This is a genomic window from Micromonospora sp. NPDC007271, from assembly GCF_040634005.1.
Taxonomy (GTDB): domain Bacteria; phylum Actinomycetota; class Actinomycetes; order Mycobacteriales; family Micromonosporaceae; genus Micromonospora.
Map to the genome: position 1 here is coordinate 1 of NZ_JBEYER010000052.1, position 13,565 is coordinate 13,565.

At 73.4% G+C, this 13,565-nt stretch carries 10 protein-coding genes; 8 read left to right on the forward strand and 2 right to left on the reverse strand.

The window, feature by feature from the left end; all coding sequences use genetic code 11:
- Positions 1-67 precede the first annotated feature (67 nt).
- A complete protein-coding gene (grpE, locus tag ABZ570_RS19495; protein ID WP_358065139.1) occupies positions 68-820 on the reverse strand; it encodes a nucleotide exchange factor GrpE in 753 nt (250 codons plus the stop codon).
- Positions 821-867: 47 nt separating this feature from the next.
- Positions 868-2,721, reverse strand: a complete 1,854-nt coding sequence (gene dnaK, locus ABZ570_RS19500; RefSeq protein WP_358065142.1) for a molecular chaperone DnaK — start codon at positions 2,719-2,721, stop codon at positions 868-870.
- A gap of 210 nt (positions 2,722-2,931) precedes the next feature.
- On the opposite strand from dnaK, the gene ABZ570_RS19505 reads away from it, so the two are divergent.
- The 8 genes from ABZ570_RS19505 (at position 2,932) to ABZ570_RS19540 (ending at position 13,412) form a co-directional block, all read left to right on the forward strand.
- The gene (locus ABZ570_RS19505) at positions 2,932-4,812 is read left to right on the forward strand and encodes an ABC transporter (protein ID WP_358065145.1); all 1,881 of its coding nucleotides are present in this window, start codon (positions 2,932-2,934) and stop codon (positions 4,810-4,812) included.
- Positions 4,813-4,954: 142 nt separating this feature from the next.
- Positions 4,955-6,613, forward strand: coding sequence for a GTPase (locus ABZ570_RS19510; RefSeq protein ID WP_358065277.1), 1,659 nt, complete (start codon positions 4,955-4,957; stop codon positions 6,611-6,613).
- A 54-nt stretch (positions 6,614-6,667) separates the two neighbouring features.
- Entirely contained in the window at positions 6,668-7,888 is a 1,221-nt protein-coding gene (locus ABZ570_RS19515) for a hypothetical protein (protein WP_358065148.1), read from the forward strand.
- A gap of 415 nt (positions 7,889-8,303) precedes the next feature.
- A complete protein-coding gene (locus ABZ570_RS19520) occupies positions 8,304-8,780 on the forward strand; it encodes a hypothetical protein (protein ID WP_358065151.1) in 477 nt (158 codons plus the stop codon).
- A 616-nt stretch (positions 8,781-9,396) separates the two neighbouring features.
- Entirely contained in the window at positions 9,397-10,575 is a 1,179-nt protein-coding gene (gene pdhA, locus ABZ570_RS19525) for a pyruvate dehydrogenase (acetyl-transferring) E1 component subunit alpha (protein WP_358065154.1), read from the forward strand.
- Complete coding sequence (locus tag ABZ570_RS19530) at positions 10,575-11,564, forward strand: alpha-ketoacid dehydrogenase subunit beta (protein WP_358065157.1); 990 nt, start codon at positions 10,575-10,577, stop codon at positions 11,562-11,564. Before pdhA ends, ABZ570_RS19530 begins: the two co-directional genes overlap by 1 nt.
- Before the next feature lie 5 nt (positions 11,565-11,569).
- On the forward strand, positions 11,570-13,051 hold the full coding sequence (locus ABZ570_RS19535) for a dihydrolipoamide acetyltransferase family protein (protein WP_358065280.1): 1,482 nt from the start codon (positions 11,570-11,572) through the stop codon (positions 13,049-13,051).
- A gap of 223 nt (positions 13,052-13,274) precedes the next feature.
- Positions 13,275-13,412 (forward strand): hypothetical protein, encoded by a 138-nt coding sequence (locus tag ABZ570_RS19540; RefSeq protein ID WP_262283549.1) that lies wholly within the window; start codon positions 13,275-13,277, stop codon positions 13,410-13,412.
- Positions 13,413-13,565 lie beyond the last annotated feature (153 nt).

The window sequence follows — 13,565 nt, forward strand, 5'->3', positions numbered from 1 at the left end:
GCGTGATCGGGGCGGCCGTGGCCTCCTCGCTCGCCTACGCCGTACACGCCTTCGCCACGGGTCGGCACTACTCCGGGTCGGCGACCGCGACCATGGCCGGCCGCAGCAGCCGTTCGCCGAGCTGGTAACCCCGGCGCATGACCTGCACGCAGGTCGGTTCGGTGACGTCGGCGGAGGTCTGGTGGGCCACCGCCTCGTGCAGGGTCGGGTCGAACGGGTCGCCCTGCTCGCCGAACGCGGTCAGGCCGAACTTGCCCAGCGTGGCGACGAGCTGCTCGGCCACCGAGCCGAACCCGCCCACCAGGTCGCCGTGCTCGCGGGCCCGGTCCAGGTCGTCGAGGATCGGCAGCAGCGCGGTCAGCACGCCGCCGGTCGCCTGCTCCTGGACCAGGGCACGGTCGCGGTCGACCCGCTTGCGGTAGTTGGCGTACTCCGCCGTCACCCGCTGCAGGTCCCGCGTCCGCTCGTCCAGCTCGGCCCGGACCGCCTCCAGCTCGGCGCCGAGCGGCGCGCTCGGCTGGGCCGCCTCCTCGGTCGGCTCGGCCGGCGCGTCGACCACCGGCGGGCCGGAGACGGGGGCCTCGGTCTCGATCTCGTCGACCACGACCTCGGTCTCCTCGACCAGCCCCTCGGCCGGCGCGTCGGCTGCGGCATCGGCGGCCGCGGCGGTGGCCGCGGTGCGATCCCCGGTCTTGCCGATCTTGCGCTTGTCACGGATGACGACCCGCGGCTCCTCGCCGGCACCCTGCCCGGCGTTCGCGGAGCCACCCGGCGCCGACTCGGTGGCATCCGGGTCGGCTGCTCCTGGCTTCTCCGTCATGCGGTTACCTCATCCTTCCGCCGTGCGTACGTGTCCGGGACAGCGCGTCACTTCTTGTCCTCGTCCACGATCTCCGCGTCGACCACGTCGTCGGCGCCGCCGGCCGGCTTGCCACCGGTCGCCTCCGCCCCCGGCCCGGCCGCGCCCGGCGCGGCCTGCTCGCCCTGCTGCTGCGAGTAGAGCAGCGAACCGGCCTGCTGGGAGACCTGGGCCAGCTTCTCGTGCGCGGCCTTGATCTTGTCGATGTCCTGGCCGCCGAGCGCGCTGCGCAGCTCGCCGAGGGCCTCGTTGAGCTGGTCGCGGTTCTCGCTGGGCAGCTTGTCGCCGCTCTCGGCGAGGAACTTCTCGGTCTGCCACTGGAGCGCCTCGGCCAGGTTGCGGGTCTCCGCCTCGTCGCGGCGGCGCTTGTCCTCCTCGGCGTGCTCCTCGGCGTCCCGGCGCATCCGCTCGATGTCGTCCTTCGGCAGCGACGAGCCGCCGGTGATCGTCATCTTCTGTTCCTTGCCGGTGCCCAGGTCCTTGGCGTGCACGTTGACGATGCCGTTGGCGTCGATGTCGAAGGTGACCTCGATCTGCGGCACGCCGCGCGGCGCCGGCGGGAGGCCGGTCAGCTCGAAGGTGCCGAGCTTCTTGTTGTAGGCCGCGATCTCCCGCTCGCCCTGGAACACCTGGATCAGCACCGACGGCTGGTTGTCGTCCGCCGTGGTGAAGACCTCGGAGCGCTTGGTCGGGATGGTGGTGTTGCGCTCGATGAGCTTGGTGAAGATGCCGCCCTTGGTCTCGATGCCCAGGCTCAGCGGGGTCACGTCGAGCAGCAGGACGTCCTTGACCTCGCCCTTGAGCACGCCGGCCTGCAGGGCGGCGCCGACGGCCACGACCTCGTCCGGGTTCACGCCCTTGTTGGGCTCCTTGCCGGTGAGCTGCTTGACCAGGTCGGTCACGGCCGGCATCCGGGTCGAGCCACCGACCAGGATGACGTGGTCGACGTCGGAGATCTTGATCCCGGCGTCCTTCACGGCCTGCTCGAACGGGACCTTGCAGCGGTCCAGCAGGTCCTGCGTCATGCGCTGGAACTCGGCGCGGCTCAGGGTCACGTCGAGGTGCAGCGGGCCCGCCGAGCCGGCGGTGATGTACGGCAGGTTGATGTTGGTGGTGGTGGCGGCGGACAGCTCGATCTTGGCCTTCTCGGCCGCCTCCTTGAGCCGCTGCATGGCCATCTTGTCCTGCGCCAGGTCGATGCCGTGCTCGCCGCGGAAGGTCTTCACCAGGTGGTCGATGATCCGCTGGTCCCAGTCGTCACCACCGAGGTGGTTGTCACCGCTGGTGGACTTGACCTCGATGACGCCCTCGGCCAGCTCCAGCAGCGAGACGTCGAAGGTGCCGCCACCCAGGTCGAAGACCAGGACGGTCTGCTCCTTGGAGCCCTTGTCGAGGCCGTACGCCAGGGCGGCCGCGGTCGGCTCGTTGACGATCCGCAGCACGTTGAAGCCGGCGATCTCACCGGCCTCCTTGGTGGCCTGGCGCTGGCCGTCGTTGAAGTAGGCGGGAACGGTGATCACCGCGTCGGTGATCTGCTCACCCAGGTACGCCTCGGCGTCCCGCTTGAGCTTCATCAGCGTGCGGGCCGAGATCTCCTGCGGGGTGTACTTCTTGCCGTCGATGTCGACGGTCCAGTTGGTGCCGATCTCCCGCTTGACCGAGCGGATGGTCCGGTCCGGGTTGGTCACCGCCTGGCGCTTCGCGACCTCACCGACGAGCACCTCGCCGTTGCGGGCGAACGCGACGATCGAGGGGGTCGTCCGCGAGCCCTCAGCGTTGGCGATGACGGTGGGCTCACCGCCCTCGAGAACGCTGACGCAGGAGTTCGTCGTGCCGAGGTCGATGCCGACCGCACGTGCCATGTTCGCTTCCTCGCTTCGTAACGGATGAGCAGGTCAACGGGCCTGCCCGGCGGGTCGCCCGCAGCGACCGCACCACAAGTTGAGTGAACTTGACTCAATAGTGCCACGCCCCGAGCAAACCGCAAGTCGAGGTTGAGCCGACCTGACGCAACCCGAGGCGTTATTACCGTCTGGTTGTCTTCCCTTGCGTCGGTCGGGCAGGCTTTAGCCGTGACGACGCACGGCGATTCCGCCACCCATCCCGGCGCGCCCGCCGTCGCAGCCCGCACCGGACCCGCCGCCGAGGGCGACCTGCCCGCCGGCACCACCGAGGCCGACCTGCCCGCCGGCACCGCCGAGGGCCTGCCCACGCAGGGCCTGCCCGCTGCGCTCGCCGGCCTGCGGGCCGCGATCGGGGCGGCCCGGTTCCCGCTGACCCTGCCCTCGGCGGAGCCCGCCCGGCGCGCCGCCGCCGGCCTCTCCCACCAGCTCGACGACTACCTGCTGCCCCGGCTCACCCGCCTCGACGCCCCGTTGCTGGTCGTGGTCGGCGGCTCGACGGGCGCGGGCAAGTCGACCCTGGTCAACAGCCTGGTCCAGGCGCGAGTGAGCGCCGCCGGCGTGCTGCGCCCGACCACCCGCTCGCCGGTGCTGGTCTGCAACCCGGCCGACGCCGCCTGGTTCCGCCAGGGCGACCTGCTGCCCGGCCTCACCCGGACCAACGAGCCGAGCGACGACCCTGGCACCCTGCACCTGGTCACCGCCCCGGCGTTGCCGGCCGGGCTGGCCTTCCTCGACGCACCCGACATCGACTCGGTGGTCGACGCCAACCGGGCGCTCGCCGGGCAGCTGCTGGCCGCCGCCGATCTCTGGCTCTTCGTCACCACCGCCGCCCGGTACGCCGACGCCGTTCCGTGGGAGCTGCTGCGCGGCGCCCGGGCGCGGGGCACGGTGATCGCCATGGTGCTGGACCGGGTGCCCCCGGAGGCGGCCGACGAGATCAGCGCCCACCTGTCCGAGATGCTCGCCGCCCAGGATCTGGGCGCCGCCCCGCTCTTCGTGCTGCCCGAGACCTGGGTCGACGGGCAGGGGCTGTTGCCCGAACGGGTCACCGCCCCGCTCAGCGCCTGGTTCGCCCGGCTCGCCGCGGACGCCGAGGCCCGCTCCGCCGTGGTCCGGCAGACCCTCGACGGCGCACTGGCCGCCCTGCACCCCGCCGTCACCGGGCTGGCCGACGCGGCCGACGAGCAGGTCGCCGCCGCCGACGCGCTGGACGAGCGGGTACGGGCGGCGTACCGGGGGGCGGAGCGGACCGTCGACCAGGGGCTCAGGGACGGCCGGCTGCTCCGCGGCGAGGTGCTGGCCCGGTGGCAGGAGTTCGTCGGCACCGGCGAGTTCTTCCGCACCTTGGAGGCGCGGATCGGCCGGCTGCGCGACCGGGTGGTCGCCGCGGTCACCGGGCGTCCGGCTCCCGCCGCCGAGCTGCGTACGGCGATCGAGTCGCAGCTCGTGACGCTGTTGCGCGGGGTGGCCGCCGAGGCGGCGGAGAACGCGTACACCGGGTGGAAGGCACACCCGGCCGGGGTGGAGCTGCTCGCGCCGGAGCTCGCTCATCCCTCGGACGACCTGCCCGAACGCGCCGAACGGCTGGTCCGTGACTGGCAGCGCGGCGTCCTGGAACTGGTCCGGGTCGAGGGCGGTGACCGCCGGTTCGTGGCCCGCACGGCCGCATACGCGGTCAACGCCACCGGGCTGGCGGTGATGATCGCGGTCTTCGCCTCCACCGCGTTCATCCCGACCGGGCTGGAGGTCGCCACCGGCGCCGGCACCGCGGTCGCCGGGCAGGCGGTCCTGCAGGCGATCTTCGGAGACCAGGCGGTCCGGAACCTGGCGAACAAGGCCCGGAAGGACCTGCTCGACCGGATCGGCACACTGCTGGCGGAGGAGGCGGCGCGCTTCCTCGCCCGCACCGAGTCGGCCCGCCCGGCCGCCGAGACCACGGGCGAGCTGCGCCGGGCCGCCAACGAGGTGGAGAAGGCCCGGCACCGCAGCGGCCTGACCCGTACGGACGGCCCCGTGCTGCCGGCCGTCGACCAGGGCGGCCCGCGGTGACCGCGCCGGTTGCCGACCGGCGATGCCCCGCCCGCCGCGCGCCGGGCGGGGTGAGCAGGGTTCCCTTCTCGACCGCGGGCGTTAAGAAGGGGCCCTTCCTTTCAAGCGGAGGCGGGCCGAGGTGAGCAACATCGTCGATCGGATGCGGGAGGCGTTCCGGGGCGAGCAGCGGGTCGACCCGGACGCCCTGATCGCGCGTCTGCGGGCGGTCCAGCGCTTCCTCGCCGCGGTGGACGGGCAGGTGCCCGACGCCGAGCTGGTCACCGCGCACACCGTGGTCGAGCGGGCCGGCACCCGGCTCGCCCTCTCCGGTCACCACACCGTCGTCGCCCTGGCCGGGGCGACCGGCAGCGGCAAGTCCAGCCTGTTCAACGCCCTGGCCCGGCTGGACCTCTCGCCGGTCGGCGTCCGCCGGCCGACCACCGGGATGGCGTACGCCTGCGTGTGGGGGCCGCTGGACGGCGCATCCGGGCTGCTCGACTGGATCGGGGTGCTGCCCCGGCACCGGTTCGTCCGGGAGAGCGCGCTCGACGCCGACGACGAGTCGGCCCTGCACGGTCTGGTCCTGCTGGACCTGCCGGACTTCGACTCGGTACAGCACAGCCACCGGCTGGAGGTGGACCGGCTGCTCGGCCTGGTCGACCTGGTCGTCTGGGTGGTCGATCCGCAGAAGTACGCCGACCGCGTGATCCACACCAGCTACCTGCGCGAGTTCCACCGGCACCGGGACGTGACGGTGGTGGTGCTCAACCAGGCCGACCGGCTGCCCCCGGCGGAGCTGCCGAAGGTCCTCGGCGACCTGCGCCGGCTGCTCGACGCCGACGGCCTGGCCGGGGTGCCGCTGCTGCCCACCGTGGCGGTGGACCCGGCCGGGCTGGACGGGCTCCGCGCCGAGTTGGAGCGTACGGTCGCCGAACGGCAGGCCGCCCTGCGCCGGCTGGCCGGCGACGTGGACGCCGTGGTGGCCGGGCTGGCACCGCTGGTCGGGCCGGAGCCGGTACGCGCCGGACCGGGCGACGCGTCGGCGGGGGAGCTCACCACGGCGTTGGCCGGGGCGGCCGGGGTGCCGGCGGTGGCCGAGGCGGTGGAGGCCGCGTACCGGCACCGGGCCCGCGGCACGACCGGCTGGCCGCTGGTCCGCGGCTTGCGCCGGCTCCGGCCGGACCCGCTGCGTCGGTTGCACCTGCCCGGCGGGGGCGCCGAGGCGCCGGCCGAGAGCCTGGTCGCGGCGACCTCCGTACCCGATCCCACGGCCGCTCAGCGCTCGGCGCTCAACCTGGCCATCCGGGCGCAGGCCGACCGTGCCGCGGCCGGCCTGCCGGCTCCCTGGCCGACCGCGGTGACCGCGGCGGCCCGGTCCCGCCTGACCGACCTGCCGGACGCGCTGGACCATGCGGTGGCCGCCACCGACCTGGGCCTGGCGCGGCGACCGGCCTGGTGGCGGGTGGCGGGCGGACTCCAGTGGCTGGTCACCCTCGCCGCGGCGGCCGGGCTGGGCTGGCTGGTGCTCGGCTACGTGCTGCGCGCGCTGGGACTGCCGGCGCTGGACAACCCGCGGCTGGGCGAGGTGCCCTGGCCGACCGTGCTGCTCCTCGGCGGCCTGCTCGCCGGGCTGCTGGTCGCGGCGCTGACCCGGCCGGTGATCCGCTGGGCGGCACGCCGTGCCCGGCAGCGGGCCGAACGCCGGCTGCTGATCTCGGTGGGCAGCGTCGGCGAGAATTACGTGTTGAATCCGGTCTGGGCGGTGCTGGCCCGCTACGGCGAGGCCCGGGAGGCGCTGGGGGAGGCCGCCCCACGCTGAGGTCGGCGCGCGCTGACCGGTGCCCGGGCCGGCCGAGCGGCGTAGGGTCGGGGCATGGCCACGCCACAGACCCCATACGAGGCGGTGCTGCACGCCGCTCGCGACGTGACGAGGCTCGACACCGCCCTGGACGCGGAGATGCTCGGCGCCGCGCTGCTGGGCAGTGTCTACGCCATCGCGGAGACCGACCGGGAGGCCGCCGTCCGCGAGTTCGTGGCGGGTTTCCTCGCCGCCACCTCCCGCCGGCGCAGCGCCGCCGCGACCACCATCCGCGCCGTCTTCGCCGCGCTGGTTCCGGAGGCCGAGGGCGCTGCCCGGGTACGCCCCGGCGCGTACGCCCCCACCTGGGCCGGTCAGCTCGGGCGGGTGCGCCTCACCGGCACCTGGGCGTACGGGGACGTCTACGGCGACCAGACGTCCTACCTGGCCACCTTCGCCTACGACGACGTCGAGGGCGGGCCGGAGCACGCCGTGGTGGCCCTGGTCGACCACAACATCGGCATCGCCAAGGACGTCTTCGTCGGCGGGCCGGCCGAACGGATCGTCGAGCAGGCCCGGGAGGTCTGCACGGAGGACGAGTTCACCTGGTTCCGGACGGAGGACCCGGCCCGGATGTACGCGGAGGTGAGCCGTCACCTGGAGGTCACCGACGACCTCGGTGAGCTGCCCGCCCAGGGTTCGCTGGCCACCGACCGGGCGCTGGTCGGCGCGCGACTGGCCGTCCTGCCCGGCCGGGCCGCCGCCGGGGCGCGGTACGTTCCGCCACCCACCGACGAGGAGCGGACCCGGCTGGTCCGGGTCTTCCTCGGCTCGCCGGAGGCAGCCCGGTTCGGCCTGCACGCGGTGGCCGACGATGACCTGGCTTCGCTGCACTTCTGCCTGGGCCTGCTGCTCGACCACGCGGCGAGCTTCCCGGACGCCGACCCGATGCGCTGGAGCCCGACGGTGGCCGAGCTGTTCCTGCTCGACTGGGTGCACCGCCGGGCCGTGCTGGACATGGACGACGCCGCGCTGCTACCGCGGGTGCTCCGCGGCTGGACGGCGTACGCGGCCCGCCAGCGAGGGCTGCCGGCCGCGGCGGCCCGCCGGACGGACGAGGCGATCGAGGAGATGGTCCCCGAGTTCGCCCGGCTCTACAGCACCGGCGAGCGGCGCAGCCCGGCCACCGCGGCGGTCGCCCAGCTCATGGCCGACGGCGTCGACCCGGACGACCCGGCCGCGCTGGACGCCTGGATCGAGGCCAACCGGCACCGCCTCACCGACGACCCGGCCTGAACCCGCCGCACCGGGCGATCCGGGCTGAGTCCGCCGTATCGGGTGACCCGACTGAGGGCACCCCACCGACGATCCCGGGCTGAGCGCGCCTCACCCTACGGGTGCGCCAGCCCGGGCTGTCGGGGCCGGGGAACCTTCGGCACCGGCCGGGACGATGGGCGCGGGCTGGGGCGACGGGCACGGCAGCACTGCGGGCGCGGCCGGCGGCCGGACGTGCGGCGATGGCGCGGGAGCCGGCCGCCCGACGCGCGGGCGCTGGCGCGGCGTACCCGGTCGGTGGTCCGCGCCGCTGAGGGCCGAACCGCTCGGGCCCGGGGTCTCACTGGGGCCGAGGGTGGCTGCGGGTGACTCCCCCGGCCCGGCGGTCGGCGGCGTTGAGCCGGTCGATCCGCTCGGGACTGGTACCGGGCCGGTGGTGGCCGGCAGATCGCTCGCCGGACCCGAGAAGGTGCTGGTCGGCTCGCCGGTGCTGATCGGTGACGGGTCCGGCGTGGCCGATTCGGGAGCCGACGGTGAGGGCGTGGGCGTGGGGACCCGGGTCGGGCGCGGCCGGACGGTCGGGCTGGTGCGGCCGGGGGTGGGCGCCGGCGCGGCCGGCCGGGACCGCCGGTGTGAGCTCAGGTCCCGGTCGTCGGGCAGCACCGGGACGGCCGGCGCCAGCGCCGGCGCGGCCCACGGCGGGCCGGTGGCGACGGGTGTCCGGCTGGGCAGGGCCGGGGGCTGGGTCCCCTCGGGCAGGGGAAGCACCACCGGGCCGACCGACGGGGTCGGGATGAACGGGGTGCTGGTGTCCGGAAGGGCGCTGCTGCCGACGGTGGCCGATCCGGTGCTGATCGCGGCCAGGATCGGCATGGACGCGGTGCCGGCGAGCAGCGCGACGGTGAAGAGATAACCGCGGCTCGGGCCGCCCAGGCCGGATGCCCGGTGCGCCCCGATCACCCGGCGGTAGCCGCCCTGGGCTGCCGACCGGTGGCGGCCGAGGAAGGGCACACCCGGACCTCCTGCTGGCTCGGACACCGGCACACACTCCTCGTATGTCGAGACAAAAGGTCGACCGGAATATCTGCCCCAAACAGGGCATGAACGACATCTTCGGACACTAGTCAGCTTGGCTCAGTGACTCTCAGTTCACCAGGCGCCACAGCGTGTCGACACACCAGTTGTCCGCCGCACCGGGCCGACCAAAGCGACAACAACCGTGATTCGTCGCGAACCAGACGGAACATGGCGGGGGGAGGAGGCCATACTGTGGGCCCTCTCACCTCCTCTGCAATCATTCAGGCAACGACGGCAACGCAGCCGCCACCTCCGCGCATCCTGCGGCTGGTGCGGAACGGCGCCGGCGCTCCCGGGCCGGGTTGCTCCACGAACCCGGCTCACGCCGCGCGGCAACCCTCACCGGGGCTAGGCGCGGCCGCCAGGACCAGCCCGGCTCGAGCCGGGCGGCGCATGATGTGCGCGGCACGGGTCACCCCCGGCGCCGGCGCAGACCAGACAGGGAGAGACGGATGGCAAAGGGCGACCCCGGGGTCACCAGCCGCGGCCGGCGGGCCGCACCCCGTTCCAGGCGTGCCGCCGTGACAGGCGAGCCGGAACTCGTACAGCTGCTCACGCCCGAGGGCGAGCGGATCGAGAGCGCGCTCGGCCCGGACGGGACCGAGTACCGCGTCGACTTCACCGACGAGGAGTACCGCGGGCTCTACCGCGACCTCGTGCTGGTTCGGAAGCTCGACGCCGAGGCCACGGCGCTGCAGCGCCAGGGCGAGCTGGGCCTCTGGGCCAGCCTGCTGGGCCAGGAGGCGGCGCAGGTCGGCGCCGGCCGGGCGCTGCGCCCGCAGGACATGGCCTTCCCGACCTACCGCGAGCACGGCGTGCTCTACTGCCGGGGCATCGACCCGATCATGCCGCTCGGCCTGTTCCGCGGCGTCGACCAGGGCGGCTGGGACCCGAACGAGTTCAAGTTCAACATGTACACGATCGTCATCGGGGCGCAGACCCTGCACGCAGCCGGGTACGCCATGGGCGTCACGATGGACGGCAAGACCGGCGGCGACGACGGCGAGGCGGTGATCGCCTTCTTCGGTGACGGCGCCACCAGCCAGGGCGACGTCAACGAGTCGTTCGTCTGGGCCAGCGTCTTCAACGCTCCCCTGGTCTTCTTCTGCCAGAACAACCAGTACGCGATCTCGGAGCCGCTGGAGCGGCAGACCCGGGTTCCGCTGTACAAGCGGGCGGGGGGCTTCGGCTTCCCGGGCGTCCGGGTGGACGGCAACGACGTGCTCGCGTCGTACGCGGTGACCCGGCACGCGCTGGACAACGCGCGGCACGGCCAGGGCCCGAGCCTGATCGAGGCGTACACCTACCGGATGGGGGCGCACACCACCTCCGACGACCCCACCCGTTACCGGATCGCCAGCGAGGTCGAGGCCTGGCAGGCCAAGGACCCGATCGCCCGGATGAAGGCGTTCCTGGAGAAGCAGCAGATCGCCGACGCGGACTTCTTCGCGGCGGTCGACGAGCAGGCCCGCGCCGAGTCGGTGCACCTGCGCGAGCGGGTGCTCGCCATGCCCGACCCCGAGCCGGTGACCATGTTCGACCACGTCTACCCGAACGGGTCGCCCGAGCTCGACGAGCAGCGGGAGCAGTTCAGCACGTACCTGGCTTCGTTCGAGGGGAGCGCGCACTGATGGCCACGGAGACGCTCACCCTCGGCAAGGCCCTCAACACCGGTCTGCGCAAGGCCCTGGAGAACGACCCGAAGGTCGTCATCATGGGCGAGGACGTCGGCAAGCTCGGCGGCGTGTTCCGGATCACCGACGGCCTCCAGAAGGACTTCGGCGACCAGCGGGTGATCGACACCCCGCTGGCCGAGTCCGGCATCATCGGCACCGCGGTCGGCCTGGCCATCCGGGGCTTCCGGCCGGTCTGCGAGATCCAGTTCGACGGCTTCGTCTACCCCGCGTACGACCAGATCGTGTCGCAGGTGGCGAAGATGCACTACCGCTCGCAGGGCAAGGTCCGGATCCCGATGGTCATCCGGATCCCGTACGGCGGCGGCATCGGCGCGGTCGAGCACCACTCCGAGTCGCCGGAGGCGTACTTCGCGCACACCGCCGGCCTGAAGGTGGTGACCTGCGCGAACCCGCAGGACGCGTACTCGATGATCCAGCAGGCCATCGCCTCGGACGACCCGATCGTGTTCCTGGAGCCCAAGCGGCGCTACTGGGAGAAGGGCCCGGTCGAGCTGGACGCTCCGCTCGCCGAGGCGTACCCGCTGCACGCCGCCCGGGTCGCCCGGCCGGGCACCGACGCCACCGTGCTGGCGTACGGCCCGATGGTGCGGACCGCCCTGGACGCGGCCACCGCCGCCGCCGAGGACGGCCGGGAGCTGGAGGTCATCGACCTCCGCTCGCTCTCCCCGCTGGATCTGACCGCCGCGTACGAGTCGGTGCGGCGCACCGGCCGCTGCGTGGTCGTCCACGAGGCCCCGGGCAACCTGGGCCTCGGGTCGGAGATCGCGGCCCGGATCACCGAGGAGTGCTTCTACTCCCTGGAGTCCCCGGTGCTGCGCGTCACCGGCTACGACACCCCCTACCCGGCCGCCCGGGTGGAGGAGGAGTACCTGCCCGACCTCGACCGGGTGCTCGACGCCGTCGACCGCACCTTCGGCTGGTGAGTCGCATGTCGCGGATCAAGGAGTTCAACCTCCCCGACCTGGGCGAGGGCCTGACCGAGGGCGAGATCCTCGCCTGGCTGGTCAAAGTCGGTGACGTCATCGAGCTGAACCAGCCGATCGTCGAGGTGGAGACCGCCAAGGCGGCGGTCGAGATCCCGGCGAAGTGGGCCGGCCAGGTGCAGGCGATCTTCCACCCGGAGGGCACCACCGTCGAGGTCGGCACGCCGATCATCGCGATCGACACCGACCCGGGCGCCGGCCCGATCGAGGAGTCGACGAGCCTGCCCACCCCGTCGGCGGCCGCACTGGCCGCCGTCGAGATCGCGCCCGAGGAGGGCATGGTCGAGCCGGGCCTGATCGGTGGTCCCGCCCCGGGCGGGCGTACCGCCGTGCTGGTCGGTTACGGCCCGCGGACCGCGGCGGCCAAGCGTCGCCCGCGCAAGGGCGCCATCCCGGCGCAGGCGTCGGCCACCCCGGCCCAGGCCGCACCGGCCGTGCCGACTCAGGGCGTGCCGAGGCCGGCCGCGTCGGCGGCTCCGGCGGCTCCGGCCGTGCCGGCCCAGGCCGCGCCGGCGGTGAACGGCACCGGCCGGTCCGATGGGCTCGTGCTGGCCAAGCCGCCGGTCCGCAAGCTCGCCAAGGATCTCGGCGTCGACCTGACCGCGCTGACCGGCTCGGGCCCGCTGGGCTCGATCACCCGGGAGGACGTACAGCGTGCGGCCTCGGCCCCGGCGGCCGAGCCGCTGACGGTCGCGGCACCGGGCGCGGCGCCCGCGAGCTTCGGGGCGGACCGCGAGCAGCGCATCCCCGTCAAGGGGGTACGCAAGCTCACCGCCGAGAACATGTCCCGCTCGGCGTTCACCGCCCCGCACGTGACGGAGTTCCTGACCGTCGACGTGACCCGGGCGATGAAGGCCCTGGACCGGCTCCGTGGGCGGCGTGAGTGGCGCGACGTGCGGGTCTCGCCGTTGCTGCTCGTCGCCAAGGCGGTGCTGCTGGCGGTCAAGCGCCACCCGATGGTCAACTCGACGTGGGCCGGCGACGAGATCGTGGTCAAGGACTACGTCAACCTGGGCATCGCGGCGGCCACCGAGCGCGGTCTGATCGTGCCGAACATCAAGGACGCCGGTCGGCTCTCGCTGCGCGAGCTGGCGGACGCGCTGACCGAACTGGTGCAGACGGCCAAGTCCGGCCGCACCTCCCCGGCCGACATGTCCGGCGGCACGCTGACCATCACCAACGTCGGCGTCTTCGGCGTCGACACCGGTACGCCGATCCTGCCCCCGGGCGAGTCGGCGATCCTCGCCTTCGGCGCGGTGCGGGAGCTGCCGTGGGTGCACAAGGGCAAGGTCAAGCCGCGTCTGGTGACCACCCTGGGCCTCTCCTTCGACCACCGGATCATCGACGGTGAGCTCGGCTCGAAGTTCCTCCGCGATGTCGGGGACTTCCTGGCCGATCCGGAGGCGGCGCTGCTCGCCTGGACCTGACGGTTCACGACTCCCGGCGACGGCCGGTGTGCGACGGGTGAACGCCCGGCACACCGGCCGTTGCCGTTGGGAGACGAAATCTTCGGCCAGCGAAGGGCGCGTACCTACGATCCTTAGGCACGTGGCTCAGCTCACCTAATAATCGATGGAAGTTAGCCGCGTTATGAGGTTCAATAGAGACATCCAGGGGCTGACAACCGAATAGCCAGGAGGAGAGACCCAGATGAGCATGATCGAGCGAATCCGCAACCGCCGCGACGCCAACCGCCGGGCCCGCGCCATCGAGCACGCGCTGCGTTCCGCCAACTCCCCCGCGGTCCGCGAGGAGCTCCTCGCCATCGCCCAGCGTCACCTCAGCTGACGCCCTCCGACCTTCCTCACCTCCTCCAGATCGAAGACCCGCCCGGTCGCACCGGGCGGGTCTTCGGCGTTCCGCGTCGATTGGTACCGGGATTCCACCTCGCCGCGCCGCCCGGTACCGTGGGGCTTCGGTTGCCACCCGCCCGCCGGGATC